The sequence below is a fragment of the Sulfitobacter sp. SBS6 genome (assembly GCF_048285585.1).
Taxonomy (GTDB): Bacteria; Pseudomonadota; Alphaproteobacteria; order Rhodobacterales; family Rhodobacteraceae; genus Sulfitobacter; species Sulfitobacter pontiacus.
Genome location: NZ_JBLWBA010000005.1, coordinates 48,351 through 73,898, shown reverse-complemented (window position 1 = coordinate 73,898; position 25,548 = coordinate 48,351). Strand labels below are relative to the sequence as shown.

The 25,548-nt window shown below is 60.8% G+C and carries 22 protein-coding genes; 10 read left to right on the top strand and 12 right to left on the bottom strand.

Features of this window, described 5'->3' with window-relative positions; translation table 11 throughout:
- Window positions 1-10: 10 nt before the first annotated feature.
- The 3 genes from pgi to zwf are packed head-to-tail and all read right to left on the bottom strand — an operon-like array spanning window position 11 to window position 3,734.
- Window positions 11-1,600 (bottom strand): glucose-6-phosphate isomerase, encoded by a 1,590-nt coding sequence (gene pgi / locus ACNQ62_RS03720; RefSeq protein WP_418094241.1) that lies wholly within the window; start codon window positions 1,598-1,600, stop codon window positions 11-13.
- On the bottom strand, window positions 1,597-2,268 hold the full coding sequence (gene pgl / locus ACNQ62_RS03715; protein ID WP_005853745.1) for a 6-phosphogluconolactonase: 672 nt from the start codon (window positions 2,266-2,268) through the stop codon (window positions 1,597-1,599). The genes pgi and pgl overlap by 4 nt, the downstream gene beginning before the upstream one ends.
- On the bottom strand, window positions 2,265-3,734 hold the full coding sequence (gene zwf, locus ACNQ62_RS03710) for a glucose-6-phosphate dehydrogenase (RefSeq protein WP_009824722.1): 1,470 nt from the start codon (window positions 3,732-3,734) through the stop codon (window positions 2,265-2,267). The genes pgl and zwf overlap by 4 nt, the downstream gene beginning before the upstream one ends.
- A gap of 177 nt (window positions 3,735-3,911) precedes the next feature.
- Between zwf and ACNQ62_RS03705 the strand changes: the two genes are divergently transcribed.
- On the top strand, window positions 3,912-4,859 hold the full coding sequence (locus ACNQ62_RS03705; RefSeq protein WP_418094240.1) for a radical SAM protein: 948 nt from the start codon (window positions 3,912-3,914) through the stop codon (window positions 4,857-4,859).
- Between the two features lie 18 nt (window positions 4,860-4,877).
- Here the strand turns inward: ACNQ62_RS03705 and ACNQ62_RS03700 are convergent, their stop codons facing one another.
- The gene (locus tag ACNQ62_RS03700) at window positions 4,878-5,939 is read right to left on the bottom strand and encodes a DUF2855 family protein (RefSeq protein ID WP_418094239.1); all 1,062 of its coding nucleotides are present in this window, start codon (window positions 5,937-5,939) and stop codon (window positions 4,878-4,880) included.
- Between the two features lie 238 nt (window positions 5,940-6,177).
- Here ACNQ62_RS03700 and gyrA point away from each other — a divergent pair, with 238 nt between their 5' ends.
- Window positions 6,178-8,934, top strand: coding sequence for a DNA gyrase subunit A (gene gyrA / locus ACNQ62_RS03695; RefSeq protein ID WP_037944370.1), 2,757 nt, complete (start codon window positions 6,178-6,180; stop codon window positions 8,932-8,934).
- Between the two features lie 140 nt (window positions 8,935-9,074).
- On the opposite strand, the gene ACNQ62_RS03690 is transcribed toward gyrA, so the two are convergent.
- The 4 genes from ACNQ62_RS03690 to ACNQ62_RS03675 form a co-directional block, all read right to left on the bottom strand.
- The gene (locus ACNQ62_RS03690) at window positions 9,075-9,425 is read right to left on the bottom strand and encodes a hypothetical protein (protein WP_005853754.1); all 351 of its coding nucleotides are present in this window, start codon (window positions 9,423-9,425) and stop codon (window positions 9,075-9,077) included.
- 144 nt (window positions 9,426-9,569) lie between these two features.
- Entirely contained in the window at window positions 9,570-11,045 is a 1,476-nt protein-coding gene (locus tag ACNQ62_RS03685; RefSeq protein WP_418094238.1) for a carboxypeptidase M32, read from the bottom strand.
- On the bottom strand, window positions 11,045-12,196 hold the full coding sequence (gene ctaA / locus ACNQ62_RS03680) for a heme A synthase (RefSeq protein ID WP_037944373.1): 1,152 nt from the start codon (window positions 12,194-12,196) through the stop codon (window positions 11,045-11,047). The genes ACNQ62_RS03685 and ctaA overlap by 1 nt, the downstream gene beginning before the upstream one ends.
- 55 nt (window positions 12,197-12,251) lie before the next feature.
- On the bottom strand, window positions 12,252-13,004 hold the full coding sequence (locus tag ACNQ62_RS03675) for an RNA methyltransferase (RefSeq protein ID WP_005853757.1): 753 nt from the start codon (window positions 13,002-13,004) through the stop codon (window positions 12,252-12,254).
- A gap of 156 nt (window positions 13,005-13,160) precedes the next feature.
- Between ACNQ62_RS03675 and ACNQ62_RS03670 the strand changes: the two genes are divergently transcribed.
- Window positions 13,161-13,781, top strand: coding sequence for a thiamine phosphate synthase (locus ACNQ62_RS03670; protein ID WP_009824730.1), 621 nt, complete (start codon window positions 13,161-13,163; stop codon window positions 13,779-13,781).
- A 16-nt stretch (window positions 13,782-13,797) separates the two neighbouring features.
- On the opposite strand, the gene ACNQ62_RS03665 is transcribed toward ACNQ62_RS03670, so the two are convergent.
- A complete protein-coding gene (locus ACNQ62_RS03665; protein ID WP_418094237.1) occupies window positions 13,798-15,123 on the bottom strand; it encodes a HupE/UreJ family protein in 1,326 nt (441 codons plus the stop codon).
- On the opposite strand from ACNQ62_RS03665, the gene ACNQ62_RS03660 reads away from it, so the two are divergent.
- From ACNQ62_RS03660 to ACNQ62_RS03645, 4 genes are all read left to right on the top strand, one after another.
- Complete coding sequence (locus ACNQ62_RS03660) at window positions 15,122-15,937, top strand: DUF4198 domain-containing protein (RefSeq protein ID WP_418094236.1); 816 nt, start codon at window positions 15,122-15,124, stop codon at window positions 15,935-15,937. The two genes, ACNQ62_RS03665 and ACNQ62_RS03660, sit on opposite strands and share 2 nt — an antisense overlap.
- 57 nt (window positions 15,938-15,994) lie before the next feature.
- Window positions 15,995-16,879, top strand: coding sequence for a PfkB family carbohydrate kinase (locus ACNQ62_RS03655; RefSeq protein WP_037944378.1), 885 nt, complete (start codon window positions 15,995-15,997; stop codon window positions 16,877-16,879).
- Window positions 16,876-17,790: a pseudouridine-5'-phosphate glycosidase gene (locus ACNQ62_RS03650; RefSeq protein ID WP_168592010.1), complete on the top strand. Its 915-nt coding sequence runs from the start codon at window positions 16,876-16,878 to the stop codon at window positions 17,788-17,790. The genes ACNQ62_RS03655 and ACNQ62_RS03650 overlap by 4 nt, the downstream gene beginning before the upstream one ends.
- Before the next feature lie 86 nt (window positions 17,791-17,876).
- Window positions 17,877-18,623, top strand: coding sequence for a DUF502 domain-containing protein (locus tag ACNQ62_RS03645; protein ID WP_051577588.1), 747 nt, complete (start codon window positions 17,877-17,879; stop codon window positions 18,621-18,623).
- Here the strand turns inward: ACNQ62_RS03645 and ACNQ62_RS03640 are convergent.
- Both ACNQ62_RS03640 and ACNQ62_RS03635 read right to left on the bottom strand, forming a co-directional pair.
- The gene (locus ACNQ62_RS03640) at window positions 18,616-19,647 is read right to left on the bottom strand and encodes a patatin-like phospholipase family protein (RefSeq protein ID WP_064216440.1); all 1,032 of its coding nucleotides are present in this window, start codon (window positions 19,645-19,647) and stop codon (window positions 18,616-18,618) included. The genes ACNQ62_RS03645 and ACNQ62_RS03640 overlap by 8 nt on opposite strands.
- Window positions 19,648-19,700: 53 nt before the next feature.
- Complete coding sequence (locus ACNQ62_RS03635; protein ID WP_201035783.1) at window positions 19,701-20,474, bottom strand: 3-hydroxybutyrate dehydrogenase; 774 nt, start codon at window positions 20,472-20,474, stop codon at window positions 19,701-19,703.
- A gap of 423 nt (window positions 20,475-20,897) precedes the next feature.
- Between ACNQ62_RS03635 and ACNQ62_RS03630 the strand changes: the two genes are divergently transcribed.
- Entirely contained in the window at window positions 20,898-22,616 is a 1,719-nt protein-coding gene (locus ACNQ62_RS03630) for an extracellular solute-binding protein (RefSeq protein WP_418094235.1), read from the top strand.
- Between the two features lie 91 nt (window positions 22,617-22,707).
- On the opposite strand, the gene ACNQ62_RS03625 is transcribed toward ACNQ62_RS03630, so the two are convergent.
- Window positions 22,708-23,331 (bottom strand): helix-turn-helix domain-containing protein, encoded by a 624-nt coding sequence (locus ACNQ62_RS03625; RefSeq protein WP_418094690.1) that lies wholly within the window; start codon window positions 23,329-23,331, stop codon window positions 22,708-22,710.
- A gap of 64 nt (window positions 23,332-23,395) precedes the next feature.
- Between ACNQ62_RS03625 and ACNQ62_RS03620 the strand changes: the two genes are divergently transcribed.
- Together ACNQ62_RS03620 and ACNQ62_RS03615 are read left to right on the top strand one after the other, a co-directional pair.
- Window positions 23,396-24,910 (top strand): class I adenylate-forming enzyme family protein, encoded by a 1,515-nt coding sequence (locus tag ACNQ62_RS03620; RefSeq protein ID WP_418094234.1) that lies wholly within the window; start codon window positions 23,396-23,398, stop codon window positions 24,908-24,910.
- Complete coding sequence (locus ACNQ62_RS03615) at window positions 24,907-25,548, top strand: DsbA family oxidoreductase (RefSeq protein WP_009824740.1); 642 nt, start codon at window positions 24,907-24,909, stop codon at window positions 25,546-25,548. Before ACNQ62_RS03620 ends, ACNQ62_RS03615 begins: the two co-directional genes overlap by 4 nt.

Below are 25,548 nucleotides of genomic sequence, written 5' to 3'. Positions count from 1 at the left end.
AGCCGTGATCCTAATCGGCGTGTTTTGCAATAAAGGCGACAAGAGCGGCGGTTGAGCCGTCTTTATCGGTGGCAGGTGCCGCGCCCTCGACGATGGGCTGCAAAGAGGTGGCGAGCTCTTTGCCCAGTTCCACACCCCATTGGTCGTAGGAATTGATGCCCAGGATGACGCCTTCCACAAAGACGCGATGTTCATACAGCGCGATGATCTGCCCCAAAGTGAACGGGTCGAGCAGAGAGTAGCTGAGCGTGGTCGAGGGGCGGTTTCCGGGGAAGACGCGGTGGCGCGCCTGACGGTCCAGCTCGGCACCGGTCAGACCTTTTCCCGCCATCATCTCTGACGCTTCTTGCAAGGATCGCCCGCGCATCAAAGCTTCGGATTGCGCAAGGCAATTGGCGATCAGCAGCTTGTGGTGGTGCGTCAGGTCCGGCTCGTGCCCATTGGCCGCGATCAGGAATTCGCACGGAATGACGCGGGTGCCCTGGTGGATCAACTGGTAGAACGCGTGCTGGCCATTGGTGCCCGCAGCCCCCCAGACGACGGGGCCCGTGTGATAGGGCGCGGCAGTGCCATCCATCAGGGTCGACTTGCCGTTGGATTCCATCTCAAGCTGCTGGAGGTAATCGGGCAGTTGCCCCAACCGCTGGTCATAGGGCAGCACGGCGCGGGTGGCATAGCCACAGATCTGATTGTGCCAGATGCCGACCAGGGCCAGTAGCATCGGCATGTTCTCATGGGGGGCGGCCGCGCAGAAGTGACGGTCCATCGCCTGCCCCCCGCGCAAGAACGCATCAAAGGCTCGTGGGCCAATGGCGATCATCAGCGACAGGCCAATGGGCCCCCAGACGGAATAGCGCCCGCCGACCCAGTCTTCGAAGCCAAAGACCTGATCTGCGTCGATGCCGAAATCGCTGGTCTTGTCCTGCGCTGTGCTCAGGGCTGCAAACTGCTTTGCCGGATCGCCGCCATTCTCTGTCATCCACGCGCGCGCGGTTCGGGCGTTGGTCATCGTCTCGATCGTGGTGAAGGTCTTGGAAGCGACGATTACCAGCGTGGTTTTCGCATCGAGCCCGCGGAGCGTGTCCGAGATATGCGCCCCGTCGACATTCGACACGAAGTGGCAGCGCGGCCCGTCATGATAGGGCGAGAGCGCCTGCACCGCCATCGCGGGCCCAAGATCGGACCCGCCGATACCGATATTCACCACATCCGTGATGTCGCTGCTGCGGATCTGATCCGTGAAACCGCGCATCCGGTCGAGCGTATCATGGACGCCGGGCATCACATCCGCTCCATCCACCATCACCGCGCCCCCATCAAGGTTGCGCAGCGCGGTGTGCAATACGGCGCGGTCTTCGGTCTCGTTGATCTTTTCGCCGGCGAACATCGCATCGCGGCGCGCGGGCACATCGGCGGCATCGATCAGCGCCAGCAGCGCATCCATCGTATCGCGGTCAAGATTGGTTTTGGAGAAATCGAACAACATGTCGCCGGTCTGCGCGCTGAACGTCTGGGCGCGATCGGCTGTGTCGAACAACGACAGGATAGAGCGGTCTTGCACCGCCGCCTGCATACGGATCAAATCATCAAATTGCGTCATGGTGCCCAATGTACTGTTGCCTCGTTCAATACTGCGCCGATGGGGGCCTGGAGGGCCGGCAGGCTTTGCGCCTGTTCCACCGCTGCACGTTTTTCATCGCCAAAGATCACAAGATGTTTTGACATTGCACCTTCCAGCACCCTGCGCGACAGGGTGATGCGCCCGATGTCCTGCCCGTCGACATCGATCGGACAGAGCGCCGGCGCGTCCGCGGCCATCGCCGCCTCCAGCCCGTTTGACCCGGGAAAGAGCGAAGCCGTGTGCATATCCGCGCCCATGCCCAGCAACAGCACCGACAGCGGCAATCGGGTTTCGATCTGGGGGGACAGTGTTTCTGCGGCCTCGGCCGAGGTCAGTCCGTCGATGTAGAAAGGGGTGAACGCAGCCTCGGCCGCGCGGCCCACCAGCAGGCGATTGCGCAAGAGCCGCGCGTTCGACATCTCGTGGTCGGGGGCGACCCAGCGTTCGTCACCCAGCATGACCTGCACCCGCGCCCAATCAAGATTGGCCGCGCTCAGGCTGTCAAATATCGGCCCCGGGGTTGTTCCGCCCGGCACCGCAAAGCTGACCGTGTCATGGGATAACAGGGCGTTCTTCAGCTCCCCCGCGATCAGATTGGCGAGGTCCATCGCAAGGACTTCGCGGTCGGCATATTCGATCAACCTCATGCAGAATACTCCCGCCATTGGCGCTGGTCACGGCGCATCAGTTCGTTGGCATCTGTCGGGCCGTCGGACCCGCTGTCGTAGGGTTTGGGCACGTCATTGCGCGCTTCCCAGCCCTGGATGATCGGGTCGGTCCAGGCCCAAGCGGCCTCTACCTCGTCGCCGCGCATGAACAGGGTCTGGTTGCCACGGATCACGTCCATGATCAGACGTTCATAGGCGTCTACCTGTTCAGCGCCTTCAGGCCCCAAAGCGTCGGCGAATGTCATATCCAAGGGCACGTCCACCAAACGCATGCCGCCCGGGCCCGGTTCCTTGATCGTCACGCCAAGGGTGATGCCTTCGTTCGGCTGCAAACGGATCGACAGAACGTTGCGGTGGCGGCCTGCGTCTTCTGCAAAAATCGAATGGGGTGTCTCCTTGAAGACGACCGTGATCTCGGAGGACCGCGCCGCCATGCGTTTGCCGGTGCGCAGATAAAAAGGCGTGCCAGCCCACCGCCAGTTACTGATGTGGGTTTTCAGCGCGACGAAGCTTTCGGTGCGCGAGCGTGGATCCCCCACAGCGGTACGGTAACCGGGTTGTTCGGCCTCGTTGCACGGTTCTGCCTGATATTGACCGCGGGCGATGTGATGCGGCAGCACAGGGTCCAGCGCGCGGATCACCTTGAGCTTTTCATCGCGTACCGCGTCGGGGTCAAACCGCGCGGGCGGCTCCATCGCGATCAGGCACAAAAGCTGCATCAGGTGGTTTTGCACCATATCGCGCATGGCACCCGATTTGTCGTAATATTCGCCCCTGCCCCCGACGCCGACGGTTTCAGCCACGGTGATCTGGATGTGATCGACATATTGGCTGTTCCACAGCGGCTCGAACAGCATGTTGCCAAACCGCACAGCCATCAGGTTTTGCACCGTCTCTTTACCCAGATAGTGGTCGATCCGGTAGATCTGGCTTTCGTCGAAATACTTGGCGAGCGTGGCGTTGAGCGCCTGCGCGGTTTTCAGGTCGCGGCCAAAGGGCTTTTCGACGACGATCCGGCTTTGCGCGTCCGCCATGCCCCATTGTTGCAGACGTTCCGCCAGATCACCGAACAACGCGGGCGAGACGGAGAAATAATAGGCCTCTACCCGTTCGGTCCCGGCCATGAGCTTTTGCAGCTCGGCCCAGCCGTCCTCGCCTTTGGCGTCAATCGCGACATATTCCAGCCGGTCGATGAACCCGTCCAGCTGCGCCTTCTCGTGCTCGAAGTCGCCGTTGAATTCGGCAATCGCCTCGCGGATCATCTGCTGGTAGCCCGCGCGGTCCATTTCTGTGCGCGCGGCACCGATGACACGGGCGTTTTCTGGCATCTGCCCTGCACAAAAGCGCCGGAACAAGCCCGGCAGGATCTTGCGGCGCGCCAGATCGCCTGTGCCGCCGAAAATCACCAGATCAAAAGGATCGACCGGAATGACGCGTGATACCATGTGGATGCTCCTTGTCGCGAGGCTACGACGTTTGGGTGCCGAGATGTGATGTTAGCGCAAACATACTGAGATTTCCGTTTTTCACAAGTCTGTGCACCAAATGACACGGGGTTTTATTGCGCATACCATTCGCATAGACAAAGAAAAGTAATTTATACAGGTGAGGCCCGGTTTCCTATGAAAGACGTTGTCGACGCAAATATCGGTAAATTTCAGGACCCTGCCCTGACGGCCAAGGGCGACCCCCGCGCGACTGTCAGCCTGACAAACCCGCAGACCCTGTGGTTCAACACCGGCACCCTGTGCAACATTGAATGTGTGAACTGCTATATCGCATCCAGCCCCACGAATGATGCGCTGGTCTATATCACCGCCGACGAGGTGCGCGATTATCTGGGGCAAATCACGCAGCGCAACTGGCCGGTGACAGAGATTGCCTTTACCGGCGGCGAGCCATTCATGAACCCGCAAATGATCGAGATCACCGAAGCCTCGCTGTCCGCCGGATATGACGTGCTGATCCTGACCAACGCCATGCGCCCGATGATGCGTAAATCGGTGCAAGCGGGGCTGGTGCGCCTGAACGAAGCCTATCCCGGCAAGCTGACATTGCGCATTTCCGTGGATCACTACCGCACCGATCTGCATGACGCAGAGCGCGGCGCGGGCGCGCTGGAAAAGACAGTGACCGGCATGAAATGGCTGCGCGATAATAACATCCGCATGGCCGTTGCAGGGCGGTCGGTCTTTGGCGCGACAGACGAAGACAGCCGCGCCGGATACGGGGCTTTCTACGCTGAACACAGCTTTGACATCGACCCGCAAGACCCTGGGATGACAGTGCTTTTCCCTGAGATGGATGAAACCGTCGAAGTGCCCGAAATCACCACCGCCTGCTGGGGAATTCTGGATAAATCCCCCGACGCGGTGATGTGTTCAAGCTCGCGTATGGTGGTAAAGCGCAAAGGTGCGGCGACCCCTGCCGTGCTGGCCTGCACCCTGCTGCCCTACACCGAAGAGTTCGAGCTGGGCCATTCGCTGGAAGAAGCGGAGAAAGACGTAGCCCTGAACCACCCTCATTGCGCCAAATTCTGCGTCTTGGGCGGGGCAAGCTGTTCGGCCTGACCCCGCGCCCGCACAGCACTAGGGGCGGATGATCGCGCCGACCTTGGGGTCGGCCTCCCCCCGTGCAAGGGTGGCATAGACCTCTTCCGCATCGGCCACGCCGTCATGTACCTGCACCTCCATCCAATCGGATGCGCTGGCCGCGATGCGTTTCCACGCGGCGGTGATCTGCGCCTCGATCTTGCCGGGGCCCCATTCCTCGCGCCGCTTGGCGACCTGTGAGGGCGCAAAGAAGAATTGCGGCTTGGGGCCATCCAACGGGGCTGTCGGGGTGAACTGATCCCAATGGCTCAGCCCGACAGCCGAGGAATGTTTCAGCTGATTTTTCAACGTACTGTGAAGTTTGGCTTTGACCGTACTATTGCCGGACATATCGACATAGACCGATGGGACATGGGCCAGCGCGTCAATCTGGTCATAGGTCAGCACCGTATCGCAATGCCCCAAACCTTCGACAAACGCGCGATTGCCAGCAGACGTGAGGCCCACGATCTTGACCCCGCGCGCCTCTGCCTCGGCGAGATAGCTGCACAGGCCCAATCCGGTCTTGGACGAGGCGCTGCCCACAATAATCTGCTTGGCACCGAAGAACTCATTATCCAGCAGCCAGTCGTAAATCAGATACGACGTCGCCAGCAGCGGTTGCAGCAAGGCGCGCAGGTGATCCTCTGATGCGGGGGCGGTTTTGACGGGCGTGTACTGATTATAGATCAAGGGCAGTTTCGCCCGATGTGCCGCCGCATCCACCAGACCGGCCGCGCCTTTTTCAGGCGTGATCACCAGCTCGGAGGCCATTGGATAAAATCCATACAACCGCGTGCCGAGCTCAAGCACATCTGTGCGGCTTTCGACGACTTTTGCAGTCCCCCACACGGGCACGATCCCCCATCCGTTCTCGGATGTCGGGAAAAACTGCCAATAGCCGATATCGAAACCCGCCGCCGCATAGGTCACATTGTTCGATGTCACCGCGAAGCTTTCGATCGCAAGACGCGCCTGTCCCGGCGCCAGCGGCTCTCCCTCCGCCTCGAGCATGCGGGTTTCGGTGATTGCGTTTTGATTGACCAATATCTGTTGCACGTAGATGCCTCCCCTCGTTTTGCTTTAGCCTACCCCAAACGCGCGGGCTTGAACCACCAATTGACATTGACGTTACGCCACAAAAATGACGCCGGATTTAGTATCATTACATTTCAACAACTTAGCCTGATGAGCAAGTGAATCCCCGCCTGCCAAGGCCGCAGGCATTGCACCCGATATGCCCCGTCTGCTATACAAAACCGCAAGATATAGAACCAGCAAGAGCTAGGCAGATTACGTGAACGACACGCCAGAAACCCCTGAAAACGATGACGAAATCCCGGCTACGCGCCCCGTGTATGATGGCCCTTCGGTCAATATCGAACACGAGATGCGGACATCCTATCTGGATTACGCCATGTCGGTCATCGTTTCGCGCGCCATTCCCGACCTGCGAGACGGGCTGAAACCGGTTCACCGCCGCATCATCTATTCGATGTATGAAAAAGGCATCACCCACGAAAAAGCCTACCGCAAGTCAGCAAAGTCCGTGGGCGACGTGATGGGCTCCTATCACCCGCATGGGGACAGCGCGATCTATGACGCTCTGGTCCGCATGGCGCAGGACTTCTCTATGTCGCTGCCGCTGATTGACGGTCAGGGTAACTTTGGCTCGATGGACGGCGATAGCGCTGCGGCAATGCGTTATACGGAATCGCGCCTTGATAAGGTCGCGTCCTTCATGACCGGCGATCTGGACAAGGAAACCGTTGATTTCATCGACAACTACGATGGCAAAGAACGCGAACCTACAGTTTTGCCGGCACGGTTCCCGAATATGCTGGTCAATGGCGCGGGCGGTATCGCCGTTGGTATGGCGACGAACATCCCGCCGCATAACTTGGGCGAAGTGATCGACGCCTGTCAGGCCCTGATCGAGAACCCCGATCTGACCTCGGAAGAGCTGATCGAATATATCCCCGGCCCCGACTTCCCCACCGGCGGGATCATGTTGGGTCGTTCGGGCGCGCGCAAAGCCTATCTTGAGGGGCGCGGCAGTGTGATCATGCGGGCCAAGACCCGTGTCGAAGAGATTCGCAAAGACCGTTTCGCCATCGTCATCGACGAGATCTGCTATCAGGTGAATAAATCCACCATGATCGAAAAGATCGCCGAGCAGGTGCGCGAGAAGAAGATCGACGGCATCGCCCATGTTCAGGACGAATCTGACCGCAACGGCGTGCGGGTTGTGATCGAGCTGAAGCGCGACGCCACCGCCGAAGTGGTGATGAACCAGCTTTACCGTTTCACCCCGATGCAGACCTATTTCGGCTGTAACATGCTGGCGCTCAACGGCGGCCGGCCCGAACAGCTGACCCTGCGCAAGTTCCTGACATCCTTCATCGATTTCCGCGAAGATGTCGTCGCCCGCCGCACCGCCTATCTGCTGCGCAAGGCGCGTGAACGCAGCCACATCCTGTGTGGTCTGGCCGTGGCCGTTACCAATATTGACGAGGTCGTCGCGACCATCCGGTCCTCCGCCGATGCCGCGGAAGCGCGCGAAAAGCTGATGACCCGCCGCTGGCCCGCGGAACAGATCCTGCAATATATCGCATTGATCGACGATCCGACACATACCGCCAATGACGACGGCACCTATAACCTGTCCGAAGCACAGGCCCGCGCCATTCTGGAACTGCGTTTGCAGCGTCTGACGCAGATCGGGGTGAAAGAGGTCACCGACGAGCTGGAAGAACTGGCCAAGAAGATCAAGGAATACCTTGAAATTCTGGGCAGCCGCGAACGGATCATGGGCATCATCTCGGACGAGCTGGCCGAAGTGAAAGACCAGTTTGCCGTGCCGCGCCGCACAGAGATCGTCGACTGGTCCGGCGACATGGACGACGAAGATCTGATCGCGCGCGAGGATATGGTCGTGACCGTAACCTCCGGCGGCTATATCAAACGCACCCCACTGGTCGATTTCCGCAGCCAACGCCGCGGCGGCAAAGGTGTTTCGGGCATGCAGACGAAGGAAGAGGACGTCGTCACCACCCTCTTCGTTGCCAATACCCATACGCAACTGCTGTTCTTTACGACCGACGGTATGGTCTACAAGCTCAAGACCTGGCGTTTGCCCCAAGGCGGGCGCACGTCAAAGGGCAAGGCGATCGTCAATATCCTGCCCATCCCGACCGGCGTCTCCATCGCGGCGATTATGCCCGTGGACCGCGACGAAAAAGAATGGGACGATCTGCAGGTGGTCTTTGCGACATCCGCGGGCACCGTGCGCCGGAACAAGCTGTCGGATTTCACAAACGTCATGCGCAACGGCAAGATCGCCATGAAGTTCGAAGATGACCACGCCGACACCACGCTGATCAACGCACGCATCGCGTCGAATGACGATGATGTCATGCTGGTGACCAATTCAGGCCGCGCGATCCGCTTCCCTGCGACGGATGTGCGCGTCTTCAACAGCCGCGCCTCTGTCGGGGTGCGTGGAATCAAGCTGAACGGCGATGACAAGGTCGTCTCCATGTCGATCATCCGTCACTTCGACGCCAGCTCGGAAGAACGGACGGCCTACCTCAAGATGCGCCGCGCGATGGCCGGTCTGGCCGATGATGCGGAAGGCGACGAAGACGAAGCCCCCGCCGATCCGAATTTCTCGCAAGAGCGCTACGCCGAAATGTCCGCGGCCGAGAACCTGCTGCTGACAATCACCGAAAAAGGCGCGGGCAAACTATCCTCCAGCCACGACTATCCTGTGCGCGGGCGTGGTGGCCTAGGCGTGACCGCGATGGACAAAGCGATGCGCGGTGGCGATATCGTCGCCTCCTTCCCTGTCGAGATGGATGATCAGATCATGCTCGCGACCTCTAAAGGGCAATCGATTCGCGTCCCGGTAGAGGGTATTTCCTTCCGGTCGCGCAGTGCCGGTGGCGTCAAAGTCTTTGACACCGGACGCGGCGAAGTTGTGGTAAGCGTTGCCTGGATTGCAGACCAAGGTGATGAAACCGGCGACGACGAGATCGCAACGCCTGAGGCGTAAGTCACCTGACAGAATGCTGAAAGCCGCCCCTCGTACTGAGTGGGCGGCTTTTTTCTTTGCGCGCTACGGATTGGAAACCCATAAAAAAACGCCCCCGAGGGGGCGTTTTCGAAACTCTCAGATCGTCAGATCTGTATTGCTTACGACCCGTTGGAACCGTTGGAACCGTTTGTGCCGTTTGCGTCGTCATCGTTGCTTGCGATAACTGCAACTGCAACGATAACCGCTGCGATACCACCGGCTGCGGCGGGGCTCAGACCCTCAAAGCCAACGCCACCAGCGGCGCTTGGATCGATGCAACGACGTGCAATGATGCCATCGATTTCGGTAGGTGCTTGGCAAGCGTAGGTAACGCCGTTTTCGCCAACAACTGTGGTTGGGTAGCCGGCAACGCCGGAATCACCACCAACAGCGGCTTGGGTTGTAACTTGGGCGGAAGCTGCGCCGGCAGTCATCAAAAGCGCGGCGGCAAATGCTGTAAAGCGTGTCATAATAATTTCTCCAGTTTGCGAAGGTCATAAATCTTGGTCATCATATCGCATATTCACGGTGCAATAGCAAACTTGATCTTAGGTTCGCGTTCAGTTTGATCAAGTCAATAACCGCACAACCGAGCGTTTTCGGGCGCGGCCAGACTATAATGCATATAGAGTGCTGAATTTCTCCGTCAAATAGGAAAGCAAGGGTGCCTCGCTCGGCTGCTCCCCGGTGGCGCGCGTGATCAGATTCCGCGGGGCGTAAAGCCCGCCGTGGCGTTGGACATTCTCACGCAGCCAGCCCGTCGCCGCAGAGGTATCGCCCTGCGCCAATTGCGCATCCAGTTCCGGTACATCGCGGCGCAGCGCCGTATTCAGGCATCCGGCATAGACATTGCCCAAGGAATATGTCGGGAAATAGCCGAACAACCCGACCGACCAATGTACATCTTGCAGCACGCCATTCGAGGGCCGGTCAACCGCATAGCCGAAATCAGCCTCGAACCTGTCGTTCCACGCGGCTTCCAGATCACCGACCTGCAGATCACCCGCCATCAAAGCGCGTTCCAGATCAAACCGCAAAAGCACGTGCAAATTGTATTGCAGCTCGTCGGCCTCGGTCCGGATGTAGCCGTCAGAGACACGGTTGACGATGCGGTAGAAGGTTTCTTCATCCGCTACGCCAAAATCACCGAAGGCATCGCGCATCTGACTATACAACCAGCCGGTAAAGGCACGGCTGCGCCCAAGCTGGTTTTCATAGATCCGGCTTTGACTTTCGTGGACCCCCATAGACACCCCCGCCCCAAGCGGCGTCAAAAGGTAGTCCTTGTCGATGCCCTGCTCGTAGCAGGCATGCCCGACCTCGTGGATGGTGGAATAGAAACAGTTGAACGGGTCCAGCTCGTTGGTGCGTGTGGTGATCCGCACATCAAGCCCGGACCCGCTTGAGAACGGATGCACGGCCTTGTCGACACGCCCCATGGACATATCATAGCCGAAGGTGGTGGCGAGCTGACGTGTCAGCTTCATCTGGGTCTCCGCGTCAAAGCGGCCCTCTAGCACCGGCGGTGCTTCGGCGGCGCGCACGGCTTCGCGCAGGCGCGTCAGCTCGGGGCGCAATGCGCCGAACATCGCCTCCAGCTCGGCAGCGCGCGCACCGGGTTCATAGTCATCCAGCATCGCGTCATAGACATCGCCGCCAGCAGCCAGCGCCTGCCCCTCTTCGCGCTTCAACGCGATCACCTCGGCCAAGGTTGGCGCAAAGGCCGCGACATCATCGGCGGCGCGCGCCTCGGCCCAGATGCCCTGCGCTTCCGAGGTGACCCGCGCGATGCGCGCGGCAAGGGCTGCCGGCACTTTAGAGCTGCGCGCGTGACTACGACGGATGTCACGCAGCTGGGCTTGTCCGACGGGGTTCAGCGCCGCCTCGTCGATCCTGTCCAGCCACTCGGGAATGCGCGGATCAACACGGCGCGCATGAAGCACGCCTTCCATTGCCGCCATCTCCTCACCACGCTGCGGGGCGGCCCCGCGTGGCATGACGGTCTCCTGATCCCAACCCAACCGGCCCGCGACCTGTGCCAGCGCCTCGGTTTCGCGCTGGAACGCCATCAGCTCATCAAAAGCACTCATCAGGATTTACCTCGTACAGATGTCGGAATGGGATAGGCGCTCAGGAAGCGGGCGCGCAGGATCAGCACCCACAGCACCACGGCAAGCACCTGATGGAAGATCGCGATATGTACCGGTGCGGCGTTGATCACGGTCACAATGCCCAAGGCAATCTGCCCCAGCATCGCGATCATCATCAGGTTAAACGCTTTGCGCGTATTGGGATGCGCCGACTTACGGCCCCGCAGCCAGACCACGATAGCGAAGGCAAACAGCAGATAGCCCGCCATGCGGTGCATGAACTGCACCAGCCCGGGGTTTTCAAAGAAGTTGCGCCAGACCGGCGTGATGCTGAAGGCGTCAGGCGGAAAGAACTGCCCCTGCATCAGCGGCCAATCGACAAAGAACCGCCCCGCATCGATCCCCGCGACCAGCGCGCCCAACAGGATCTGCAGGAAGGCAAAATGCAACAGGCCCGTGGACATGCCGAAAAGCTTCGCCTCCTTGGCGCGTCGCGCCTGCATCAGGTCACGCTCGCTTCGGCCCAAGAGCAACGCATACCAGGTGATGAACCCAAGGATGACAAAGGCAAGCCCCAGATGCGTGGCCAAACGGTAGCTGGCGACATCCAGAACCGCCTCTCCGGTGGTGACGCCCGACGACACCATCCACCAGCCGATCGCACCCTGCAGACCGCCAAGACCGCCCAACACAAGCAAACGCCCGGACCAACCAACGGGGATCTGGCGACGCAAGAGAAACCACAAGAACCCGACAGCCCAGACCAGACCAATCACCCGGCCCAACTGCCGATGACCCCATTCCCACCAGTAGATTGCTTTGAAATCAGACAGTTCCATCCAGGAGTTCTGGACCTGAAACTCGTCAATCTCTTGGTATTTGGCGAATTCCGACTGCCAGTCCGCCTCGTTCATCGGCGGCATGGCTCCGGTAAAGGGCTTCCATTCGGTGATGCTCAGGCCACTGTCGGTCAATCGGGTCAGACCGCCCACGGCGATCATCACAAAGACCAATGCGAATAGGATGAACAGCCAGATACGGATGCCACGGCGTGCCCCACCCCGCCCGCGGTCAATGCCGCCAGCCTGTGCCACGGGGCGCGTGGCCTGCGCCTCGCCTACGTCCTCGAACAGCTTTCGTTTTTCGGCCATGGTGCCTCTCGTCTGCTAGGGTTTGTGCAGAAGTAGGACACAAGCGCACAAAGGTCTAGCCGCGCTCTTTCCAACGTACCATCTGTCGCAGGGTGCCGTGCAAGGTCTGCACGTCGGCACGGGTCAGCGGCAGGCGCGACCACATGTTGCGCAGGTTGATCTTCATGCTGGCGGCCTTGTGCTCGGGATAGAAAAAGCCGGCGGTGTCCAGACGGTCCTCGAAATGCCGTGCGAGATGTTCAATCTCGCTGTTGTCCGCCCAGTCGGTGCCCGCCATCTCGACCTGCTCGGCCACAACATCTCCTTGCGCGCGCATCCACTCATAGCCCATCAGCAACACACATTGCGCAAGGTTAAGCGAGGCAAAGGCAGGGTTTACCGGGACCGAGACAATCGCATTCGCGCGGCTGATATCATCATTCTCAAGCCCTGCCCGTTCTGGCCCGAACAGCACCGACACACGGCGGCCCTCGCGGATCATCTGCGCGGCTTTGGCCATAGCCGCTTCAGGACTATAAACTGGCTTGGTCAGATCACGATCGCGCGCCGTGGTGGCAAAAACGAAGGCAGCGTCGCCCACAGCACCGGCCAGATCATCATAGATCACCGCCTCATCCAGCAACCGCCCCGCACCAGATGCCATGGCAACGGCCGAAGGGTTCGGCCAGCCGTCACGCGGCGCGACAATGCGCATGCGATCAAGGCCAAAGTTCCACATGGCGCGAGCGGCGGCACCGATGTTTTCGCCCATCTGCGGGCGCACAAGCACAAAGGCCGGGATCTGCGGGTGTTCTACTGTATCATTCATGGGCACCTCATACGCGTGCGGCGCGCACCTCGCAAGAACGACGGGGCGCTGCATCCGCCTTCCAAATGGGAAAAAATCCTCGCCGAAGGCATAAAAGTTTTTCTTTCCCCGCGTGATCCGCTAATTGACGCGCAATAACGCAAAGGACAGCAAGCCATGGATACGCCCGAACAGCCGCAGCTTTACCTGATTACCCCGCCCGAGCTTGAACTCTCCAGCTTTCCCGACCAGCTGGCGCGTGTGCTGGATGCGCATGATGTGGCCTGCGTGCGTCTGGCGCTCAGCACCCGCGACGAAGATCGCGTGATGCGCGCGGCGGATGCGCTGCGGGGCGTCACCGACGCGCGTGACATTGCGCTGGTGATTGCGGATCACACTTTGCTGGCGGAACGGTTGGGGCTTGATGGCGTGCATCTGTCGGATGCGGCACGCTCCGTGCGTCATGCACGCAAGACCTTGGGCGATGACGCCATTGTCGGCAGCTTTTGCAACGGCTCGCGTCACGACGGCATGGCCGCAGGCGAAGCGGGTGCGGATTACATCAGCTTTGGTCCGGTGAACGCGTCCCTGCTGGACGATGGCACCCACGCAGAACAAGACCTGTTCCAATGGTGGTCCGAAGTGATCGAAGTGCCGGTCGTCGCCGAAGGCGGGCTCAACACAGATCTGATCCGCGCGCTCACCCCCGTTACCGACTTTTTCGGCATCGGGGATGAAATCTGGACCAGCGAAACACCCCAGCAGGCGCTCGCCGATCTGATTGCCGCGATGAAGTAACCGCGCAGGGCGGGTGTTACAGGAACACCCGCTCTACGAACCAATAGGCCCCGATGACCGCAATTGCGACCGACGCCGGTATGGCGACAAAGCGACGGTAGGGTGCCGCGACCTGACGGAACTGCACTGACAGGAAACACCCGGTAAAGACCAGCGCCAGCGGGATCAGGAACACCGGCACCGGTGCCTCCAGCAGCGCGGCCACGGCGGGCATCGGCACGATGCACAGCGCCAGCGCAATCACCGTCAGCGCCACATAAAGCCCCTTGGCCGCACGCGGGTCACCCTGCCCGCGCATCACCCGCAGCGCTTGCCAGACACACAGGAACATGACGGCAATCACGGTGAGCTGCCCGATCTCTACCCCGATGTTGAACCCGATGAGCGCAGGAATGAACTGGTCTTGCGGCAAGCCGAATTCCCCCAGCACCGACGCAAAACCAAGCCCGTGCAACAGACCGAAGCCAAAGATCACCAGCGGTCTCCACGGGCTGAGCCCTGCAAGAAAGATATTCTCGACCGCGACATAGACGATAGAGGCGGCGATCAACGGCTCGACAATGCTACCGGGGACAGTCACCCAGCCAAGCGCGCCAAGCGCCAATGTCACCGTATGCGCTGCCGTAAACGCCGTAACCTGCCAGATCAGCGGGCGCAGATGTGTCGACAGGAAAAATAGGCCCAGCACGAACAGGATATGATCCAGCCCCTTGGGCAGGATGTGGTCAAACCCGACGGGAATATAGCTGGCAAACGCCTCCCCCGCGGATTGCTGTCCGCCGCCCGCAAGCAAAATTTCGGGGCTTTCCGCGCCACCGTCCAGATAACCAGTATAGGGATTTTCGACGCCTTGTTGGCGCAGGACCAGCGCGCCCGACCCATCGGGCCATGACACCACCAGCCCGCGCGTGTCTTGCGGCACCGTGCCTTGCAGCGACCATTCGGCGATACGGGGCAGCTCTGGGTTCACGTCTTCGGGAAGCGTCAGCGCCACTGCCTCCAGCGCGACAGGCTCCCCATCGGCGCGCAGCAGCGGTAGCGTGTTCCACTGGGCCAGCAATTCCGGCGCACGGGCCGCGACCTCATCTGCGGGCAAGGCACGCAAGCTGTCGTAATCGCTGGCATTTTCGGCATCATTCGTATCGGCCACCGCGTCCAGATCAATGCCGGACATCAGCGCCTCTAGGTTCACGCGCAGATCAAGCGTGACCTGACCGTCGCTGCTTTGCACGTCGGCGATGGTCGGCACGACTTCATGCGCCTGCGCGAGCCCTGCCATCCCACTTGACAAAACCAGCGCATAGGCCAGCTTGAGTATCAGTTTATAAAAGGTTGTTATCATGTTTCTGTCCCGTTTCGTACTCGTACTATCATTCTTATTACCAACTTCGGCTGTAACTGCGCATGAATTCTGGTTGGACGCGCCCGCGTATCAAGTACAGACCGGCACCGAAATAACAACCGACATCCGCAACGGTGAGTTGTTTGAGGGCACACGCCTCGCCTATTTCCCGAACAGCACCGAACGGTTTGACGTGACTTTTGACGGGGAAACCACACCGGTCTCAGCGCGCATGGGCGATATCCCGGCGCTGAAGATGACCGCGCCGGATCAGGACGGGCTGGCAATCGTCGCGCATCAGTCCAAGGCGACAATGCTGACCTATAAAGACTGGCAAACATTCGTCGGATTTACCGTGCATAAGGATTTCATGCAGGCATTGGCCGAGCACCGCTCGAAGGGCTACCCCCAAGACAAGGTGCGCGAACGCTATAGCCGCTATTCCAAGGCGCTGATCGCTGTCGGCGACGGACAAGGTGAAGACAAAGCCTTGGGGCTTGAAACCGAACTTGTCGCGCTCACCAACCCCTACACGCTTGCGGCGGATCAGCAGATGGAGGTCGCGTTGACCTACCAGCAAGAGCCGCGCCGCGATGTGCAGGTTGAAGTCTATGAACGCGACGCAGACAAGAACGTCACCGTGACCAAATACCGGACGGATGACGCGGGGCACGTCCAATTTCCGGTTACCGCGGGGATGACCTATCTGGTGGATGCCGTGGTGCTGCGCCCTGCCCCGGACGTGGAAACCACCCCCACCAGCCCCCAATGGGAGAGCCTTTGGGCATCGCTGACATTTGCCGTGCCGGAATAGGCCTTTTCGCGCCGCCGCGCCTTGCGCCCGCCATATCGGTTGGGCCATACCGGCGGCATGACACATACACCTGACATTCTCTGCATCGGTTCCGTGCTTTGGGACATTATCGGCCGTGGCGATACGGTCATGCGGCAAGGCTCTGATATGCCCGGTCGCATCTCGCGTCTGCCCGGTGGCGTTGCGCTGAATATCGCGATGGCGCTGGCCCGCTTTGGGCTGTCCCCCGCTCTCATCAGCGCCGTCGGCCGCGACCCCGAAGGGGACGAGCTGATCGCCGCGTGCAAGCTGCGCGGGCTGCATACGGATCATGTGTACCGCTCGGATGATCTGCCCACGGACCGCTATATGGCGGTCGAGGGCACCAACGGCCTGATCGCCGCCATTGCCGATGCGCATTCGCTGGAGGCAGCGGGCGACAAGATCTTGCGCCCGTTCGAAGACGGATCGCTGCCCACCCCCTACCGCGGGGCCGTGGCGCTGGATGGCAACCTGACGCTGGACCTGCTGTCGCAAATGGCCCGTAGCCCGCTGCTTGAGCATGCCGATCTGCGCGTCGCTCCTGCGTCGCCGGGCAAGGCGCAACGGCTCACACCGTTTTTGCAGGCGGAACGCGGCACGCTTTACGTCAACCTCGAAGAAGCGGGTCTGCTGTGTCAGGCGACATTCGACAATTCGCGCGATGCGGCCACGGCGCTGCTGTCGCGCGGTGCGGTTCGCGCGGTGGTCACCGATGGCGGCAATCCCGCGACGGTGGGTGCGCCAAGCGGTCTGATCACCCAGAACCCACCCCCCGTCTCTGTTACCCGCGTCACCGGTGCCGGTGATACGTTCATGGCTGCCCATATCGCGGCTGAAATCAAAGGGGCGGCACCAGACGCGGCCCTGACCCAAGCGCTTAGTGCCGCTGCCCAATATGTTTCTGGAGAGACCAAAATATGATTCCCCTGCACCGCTCTGCTGAAGTCGCCAAAGCCCATGCGAATGGCACCCCCGTTGTTGCGCTGGAAAGCACGATCATCACCCACGGGATGCCCTATCCGCAAAACCTCGAGGTCGCGCGTCAGGTCGAGGCGGATGTGCGTGAGGCCGGTGCCATCCCCGCCACCATCGCTGTGATCGACGGGCGGTTGCACATCGGGCTTGAGGACGACGAGCTGACGGCATTGGCGCAGGCCAAGAATGTCGCGAAACTGTCGCGCGCCGATATGGCGGCCTGCATCGCCACGGGCGGCACCGGTGCCACCACGGTTGCCGCGACAATGATCGCCGCCCATCTGGCCGAGATCGCGGTTTTCGCCACCGGCGGTATCGGCGGCGTGCATAAGGGCGCAGAAGACAGCTTTGATATCTCTGCCGACCTGATGGAGCTTGCCCAAACGCCGGTGACCGTTGTCGCCGCGGGGGCCAAGGCCATTCTGGATGTGGCCAAAACGCTCGAGGTGCTGGAAACACAAGGTGTGCCGGTGATCACCGTCGGCCAAGACAGCTTCCCCGCGTTCTGGAGCAGCACCTCCCCGCTGAAATCGCCCCTGCGCATGGATAACGCGGCAGATATCGCCGCCGCCCATAAAATGCGCGGTCATATGGGTTTGCCCGGGGGGCAGCTGGTCGCCAACCCGATCCCGAAAGAGGATGAAATCGCCGCCGCTGATCTGGCACCGATCATCAAGGCCGCCCAAGCCGATGCCAATACCCACGGCATCAGCGGTAAGGCCGTGACCCCCTATCTGTTGCAGCGCATCTTCGAACTGACCGAAGGCCGGTCGCTGACCGCGAACATCGCATTGGTGCGCAACAACGCCCGTTTTGCGTCCAAAATTGCGGCTGCACTTATGTCAAAAGACGCATAAAGCTTAATTATTATGCGTCCTCCATTGTAGCAACGCGTGAAACGCCCTAGCTCTAACGCATTGCTGCAGTGGGATAACCTTCATTCATGAACACACCGTTTACGCCGCCCCTTCCTCCCGCACCGCGCCGGACTTTGTTCGCGCGGATCAGGGCTTCGTTCCTGACGGGGCTGGTGGTGATTGCGCCGGTCGGCCTCACGATCTGGCTGATCTGGACCGTGATCGGCTGGATCGACGGGATCGTGCTGCCGATGGTGCCGCTGGCCTATCACCCTGATCGGCTGATCCAGACGTATTTCGGGTTGGACCCGTCTGCCCAGATCAACGTGCGCGGCATCGGTGTGATCATCTTCTTGCTGTTTACGGTCATCGTAGGTTGGCTGGCCAAGGGCATCATCGGCCGGTCGTTCATCCGTTTCGCCGAAAGTCTGGTAGAGCGTACACCTGTGGTGCGGACCATCTATTCCGGCATCAAGCAGATTTCGGAGACGATTTTCGCCCAGTCAGAGCGCAGCTTTGAAACCGCCTGCATGATAGAATACCCGCGTAAAGGTATGTGGGCGCTTGGTTTTATCTCTATCCCCGCAAAGGGAGAGGTCGCCGCAGCAGGGGGTGAAGGATCGAACCTTGTGGGGGTGTTTGTGCCGACCACGCCCAACCCCACCTCGGGCTTTTTGTTGTTCGTGCCGCAAAAGGATGTGACCGAGCTCGACATGTCGGTCGAGGACGCGGCCAAGCTGGTGATCTCTGCCGGGCTGGTCTATCCGCCAAAGAAACCGGTGCCTGTGGACCCATCCGCGACCCCGCGGCCCGACCGCATTTCCCCTAGCTGAACATCTTGCGCAGATCGACTGAACTGCGTTTGCCTATACTGTCGATATCCGTTTGCAGAAACCGCTCGGCCGAGGTGCGGCCCGCGGATTTAAGCGCGGTGATCACCGCCCCGTTCGGCACGCTTTTGGTAGCGGTGGACAGCTGCGACATCAGATCGTCGTCAGCGATCATGTGAATCCGCAACCGCTGCATCTGACCTTCCTCGACACGTCCCTGATCCAGCAGGTTCTGCACAAAGTGGATCGCACGAAGTTCACGTAACAAGCTGGAATTAAAGCTGATTTCATTCACTCGATTGTGGATCATCTGCGGCGTGGTGGGCAGTTCGTCCCGTTCAAGCGGGTTGATATTGATGATGACGATGTCCCCCGGCAGGTCCGAGGAATACAGCGGGAAAAGCGCCGGATTGCCGGTATAGCCCCCGTCCCAGAACGCCTCGCGCCGGCCCGATTTCGGATCCTCCATCTCGATCGCCTGAAACAGCGTCGGCAGACAGGCCGAGGCGAGGATCGCATCCGGCGTGATCTCTTCTTTCTCGAAGACGCGGATCTTGCCGTCGCGCACTTTGGTCGCGCTGACAAACAGCCGTGGTCCCGCCGCCTCGCAGATATGTTCGTAATCAAACGTCTCGACGATATCGCGCAGCGGGTTGCGATAGAGCGGGCCGTAGACATAGGGCGACACGATCTGCGTCATCGCCGTGCTGAGCATGACCGGCCAGCTATAGGCCATCGCCTGACTAAGCGCACCGACGCCAAAGGGGGCCATCCAGCCGTTCAGATGCAGGTTCCCGACACCGGCGACCCTGTCCCACAGCCAATCCAGATTATCGCGCGCGGCCTGATGCCCGCCCTTGATCAGCCCCGCCTTCAACGCAGCGCCGTTCAGCGCGCCAGCCGATGTGCCGGAAATGCCGCTGATCTCAAGCTCTGGCTCTTCCAGTAGCCGGTCAAGCACGCCCCAGGTATAGGCCCCATGCGCGCCGCCGCCCTGTAGGGCAAGGTTGATCTGTTTTTTCTGCATCTAGACGCTCCGCCAATCGGCGCGCGCGAGGAATCCCGCGCGCGCGTGCTATATTACAGGGCGGTCCAGCCACCATCGACGCTGATCGTTGTACCGGTGATCTGGTCCCCTGCCTCGGAACACAGGAAGGTCGCGGTGCCGCCCAGTTGTTCGACCGTGGCGAATTCTTTCGACGGTTGGCGCTTGAGCATGACGTTCTTGATCACCTCTTCGCGCGACATGTCGTATTCTTTCATCGTGTCGGGGATCTGCTTTTCCACGATATCGGTCAACACATATCCCGGACAGATGGCATTGCAGGTGATCGGGTCTTCGGCCGTTTCCAGCGCGGTGGTTTTGGACAGCCCGACGATCCCGTGCTTGGCCGCAATATAGGCGGATTTATAGGGCGAGGCCGTCAGCCCGTGGGCCGAAGCGACGTTGATCACGCGGCCCCAGCCCGCCTCGCGCATCATTGGCAGAGCCACCGCGGTGGTATGAAACGCAGAGCTGAGGTTGATGGCGATGATCGCGTCCCATTTCTCGGTCGGGAAGCTGGGGATCGGCGCGACATGCTGGATGCCCGCGTTGTTCACCAGAATATCGCAGCGCCCTGCATCGGTGATCAACTGGCGGCATTCTTCGGCTTTCGACATATCCGCCTTGATATAGCGCGCGGTTACGCCGGTTTCGTTGGCGATGTCTTTCGCAATAGCGTGGTCTTCGTCGCGGTCGGTAAAGGAGTTCAGCACAACATCCGCCCCCGCCCGCGCCAATGCCCAAGCGATGCCAAGCCCGATACCGGAATTGGACCCCGTGATGACTGCTGTTTTTCCTGAAAGATCGATGCTGTAAGCCATGAAAATCTCCTAGCGTTTCTGCAGGTGCATCATGGCGGGCTGCGAAACGAATGGAAACGGCTAATTCCGCACCCCGGCGGAATGCCCCTGCTGCCCGGACATATGCCGGATCACGGGCAAAAAAAAACGTCCGCACGAAGCGGACGTTAAGTTATTGAGGCAGGTTTCATACAGGCAAGAAACCTATCGAGCAGTGAGTTCGTTATACGCAATTCGCCGCCGTAATCCAAGCTTAAAGTTTGAACTGTAGCCGCCGCATCGCTAAGGAATACGCTAATAAAACAAGGGCAGAGCGGGATTGTTGCTAAAATGGCGTTTAAATTTTTCCAAAGCTGTCGGGCAGTTGCAGCTGTTTCTTCACTGATTCTTCTCAGTGGATTCGCCCGCGCCGAGCCCGCACATGGTATATCTATGTATGGGGACCCTGCTCTCCCACCTGATTTTGTGTCGCTGCCCTATGCCAACCCGGACGCACCCCAAGGCGGTGCGATCGTTCTGGGCAACACCGGCGGGTTTGACAGCCTCAATCCCTTCGTGCGCAAGGGCACCTCTCCGTGGCAGTTGCCGTTCTTTACCCATGAAAGCCTGATGGGCCGTTCGTGGGATGAACCTTTCGCGCTTTACGGGCTTTTGGCCGAATCGATTGAGGTCCCGGAGGACCGGTCCTGGGTCGAATTCACCCTGCGACCCGACGCGCGCTTCTCTGATGGCAGTCCGGTCACCCCCGAAGATGTGATCTTTAGCTACGACATGCTCGGCACAAAGGGGCACCCGCGCTACCACGGGCTTTATGCCCAGATCGACAGCATCGCCCAGACCGGTCCACGCAGCGTCAAAATGGTGTTCAACACCGACAACCGAGAGCTGGCCCTGCTGGCAGGGATGCGCCCGATCCTGAGCAAGGCGCAATGGGAGGGCCGCGATTTCGCCAACGCCCCGTTGGCGGAGATACCGCTCGGCTCCGGCCCCTATGTGGTCAGCGATTATAAGGCGGGCAAACAGGTCACCCTGACGCGCAACCCTAACTACTGGGGCAAGGATGTGCCGTTTCGCAAAGGCACCCATAACATCGACGAGATAAAGCTCGACTTTTATGGCGACGCGAATGTGTTGTTCGAGGCGTTCAAGGCCGGAGAGATTTCCGCGCTGCGCGAATTCAACGCCGAAAGCTGGGCGACGCAATATGACTTCCCCGCCGTGCAGCGCGGTGATGTGGTCAAATCCACCTTCGCCCATAGCAAACCCTCGGGCATGACCGGATTGGTCATGAACACCCGCCGCGCGCCCTTTGACGACATCCGTGTGCGTGAGGCGCTGATCGCGGCCTTTAACTTTGAGTATATCAACGAGACGCTGACCGGCGGGGCGCAACCGCGCATTACCTCTTATTTCTCGAACTCTCCGCTGGCGATGCAAGACGGCCCCGCCACCGGCCGCGTGGCCGAGTTGTTGACCCCCTTTGCTGATGACCTGCCTGCCGGCGCGCTTGACGGCTATGCGCTGCCCGTGTCCGACGGATCCGCCCGCAACCGCGCGGGCATCCGCCGTGCCATGGGCGCGTTGGCCGACGCGGGATTCAGCGCCGACGGCGGCACCATGCGGGGGCCTGACGGGCAACCCTTGTCGTTCAACATCCTGCTGTCCAAAGGCAGCAGCGAGAATATCGCCATTGCCGAGCTTTATATCCAGGCGCTGGCCCGTCTGGGCATCACCGCGCGCGTGGACGCTGTGGATGATGCGCAATTCGTCGCGCGTAACGCGGCCTTCGACTTTGACATGGCCATCTTCCGCCGCGCCCTCTCGCTGAGCCCGGGCAACGAACAACGCTATTACTGGGGGTCGGAGGCAGCCGATCAGGAAGGCAGCCGCAACCTGATGGGGGTGAAATCCCCTGCCATTGACGCGATGATCGATACGATGGTCGGGGCCAGCAGCGCCGAGGATTTCACCGCCGCCACCCGCGCGCTGGATCGCGTGCTGACCGCCGGGCGCTATGTCATCCCGTTCTGGCAGTTCACCGAAGACCGCATCGCCCATGTCGCAGCGTTGAAATACCCCTCCCACGTGCCGCTGTATGGCGACGGGCCGAATTATATGCCCGAGGTCTGGTGGATTGAACCGGCCCAGTAAGCGACGCGTGTAGGTATCAGGCGGCGGTGCCTGCGGCGTAGCGGCCCTTCGGGGAGAGTTTATTTGGCAAAATGAAGCGCGGGCCCGTCGGTTAGGTGAGCGATGTGACCCAAAGGATGGTGGCGTCCTCATCGCTGATAGAGACGACGTTATGCCCCATCGTCGCATCATAATAGGCGCTGTCGCCGCGGCGCATTTCGACGGGTTCGTAGAATTCGGTGTATAGGGTGATGACGCCGGTCAGCACGTAAAGGAACTCCTCCCCGTCGTGGCGCACCCAGCCGTCGAACTCATCCATCCGGCGGGCACGGATACGCGCGCGGTAGGGCAGCATCTGCTTTTTGCGCAGCGTATCGGCCAGCATCATGTGCTCGTAGGTGGTCGTCGCCTTGGCCGCCCCCTCGCCCGATTTGGTGACCGCCATCCGCCCGTTTATCTGCCCCGCCGAGGGGGGCGTGAAGAGCTGTGGCACCGAGATTTCCAACCCCACGGCGAGCTTTTTCAGCGCCTCATAGGTGGGCGACATCTGGCCGTTCTCGATCTTGCTGAGCGTGGAACGGGCCAATCCGGCCTGATTGGCGGCTTGCTCCAGCGTCCAGTTGCGCGCTTTGCGCAACTCGCGCACGCGCGCGCCCAGATCAACAGGCGGGGCGGTTTCCGTCTCGCCGCTTTCGCGGGCGATCTGGATCATGGATTTCGGGCCGTCTTGCGTCATGCTCTGGCTATAGCGCCGCGCCGGAGCGCTTGCAACGCTGCTGCGCGCGGGGTAGCGATTGCGCATGCTGTCCGTCTCTGCGTCCACCGGCTTTGCGCCTTGCCCCGCCCCGTTCAATCTTGCCGCCCATGTCCTGGGCCGCGCCGCCGATCTGGGCGACAAGACCGCGCTTGCCATTGTCGGGCCCGATCGCGTTGAGGCGTGGCGTTTCGACCAGCTTGAGGCCGCCGTGCGCGGCACCGCGACGGGGTTGCTGGGCATCGGGCTGCGCCCGGGGGACATCGTGCTGATGCGCCTTGGCAATACTGTGAATTTCCCGCTGGCCTATCTGGGCGCGCTGGCCGCAGGCTTGGTGCCTGTCCCCACCGCCGCCGCGTTGACAGAGCCGGAGGTTGCCGCGATCATCGCCACCCTCGCGCCCAAGGCGGTCTTGCGCGATCCCGCCGTGCCCTGCCCGCCGAATGACACCACCGTGGATCTGGCCCAGCTCAGGTCCATGCGCGATTTGCCCGCGGCCCCCTGGCATATGGGAGACCCCGACCGGCTGGGCTATATCATCTATACCTCTGGCACGTCGGGCCGGCCGAGCGCGGTGATGCACGCACATCGCGCCATCTGGGCACGGCAGATGATGGTGCGCGGCTGGTATGATCTGAAGCCCGAGGATCGGGTCATGCATGCAGGCGCGTTCAATTGGACCTATACGCTGGGGACCGGCCTCATGGACCCTTGGACCGCCGGTGCCACCGCCTTGATCCCGGCTGCGGGCGTGGTGCCTGCGGATTTACCTGCCTTGATGGCGCGGCATGAGGCGAGTCTTTTTGCAGCCGCTCCGGGGGTGTACCGTCAGATTCTGAAACACCACGACCGGATCAACGTGCCAAGCCTGCGCCACGGGTTGAGCGCGGGGGAAAAGCTTCCCTCGGCCGTTGCCCGCGCATGGCAGGCTGCCAGCGGCACGCCGATCTTCGAGGCCTACGGTATGTCGGAGTGTTCGACCTTTCTCTCCGCCTCTCCCGCCCGTCCGGCGCGGGCCGGCACATTGGGCCAGCCTCAGGACGGGCGGCGCATCGCGTTGATCGGGACGGAAGGCCCGGTAGAGATCGGCCAAGAGGGCACCATCGCGATCCACAAGAGCGACCCGGGGCTGATGCTTGGCTATCTTGGCGCGCCGGATCAAACGGCCCAGAAATATCAGGGTGACTGGTTCCTGACCGGCGATCAGGGCGTCATGGGGACGGATGGGCAGATCACCTATCTGGGGCGCAATGACGATATGATGAACGCAGGCGGGTTCCGCGTCTCGCCGATCGAGGTGGAACAAACCCTCGCCAAATTCCCCGGCGTCCATGCTGTCGGCGCGGCGGAGGTCGAGGTTAAACCCGACGTGACCGTGATCGCGGCCTTCTATACCGCCGATAGCCCGCTGGACGAGGCCGCGCTGGCGCTTTATGCACAAGACAACATGGCGCGCTACAAGCAGCCGCGCCTTTTCATCCACCTGCCAGAGCTGCCGATGGGCGCGAATGGCAAACTGCTGCGCCGGTCCTTGCGTGCAGCCTATGAGGCACAACGATGACCCAGACGATCAAGCTTGATATCATGTCCGACCCGATTTGCCCTTGGTGCTATATCGGCAAGGCCCATCTGGACCGCGCACTGGAAAGCGAGCCGGACCACCCTTTCGCGATCGAATGGCACCCGTTCCAGCTGAACCCCGACATGCCTGCCGAAGGGATGGACCGCCGTGCCTATCTGGAAGGCAAATTCGGCGGCAAGGAAGGTGCGGTGCGGGCCTATGCCCCTGTGGTGGAACATGCCGAGAAAGCCGGTCTCAAGATCAACTTCGAGGCGATGCAGCGCACCCCCAACACGCTGAACGCCCATCGGTTGATCCACTGGGCCGGGATCGAAGGGCGCCAAACCGCTGCGGTATCGGCGTTGTTCAAAGCCTATTTTGTTGATGCGCGCGATATTGGCGATGCCGAGGTGCTCGCCGATATTGCCGACGGGATCGAGATGGATGCATCTGTTGTGACGCGTCTATTGGCGACGGATGAGGATATGGAAGACATCCGCAAACGCGACGCGCACAGCCGCGAGATGGGCATCAACTCCGTCCCGACCTTTATTGTGGGCGGGCGTCATGCGGTGCCGGGCGCGCAGCCGCCCGAGCTTTGGAAGAAAGTACTGGCCGAGCTGCGCAACGAAGGCTGA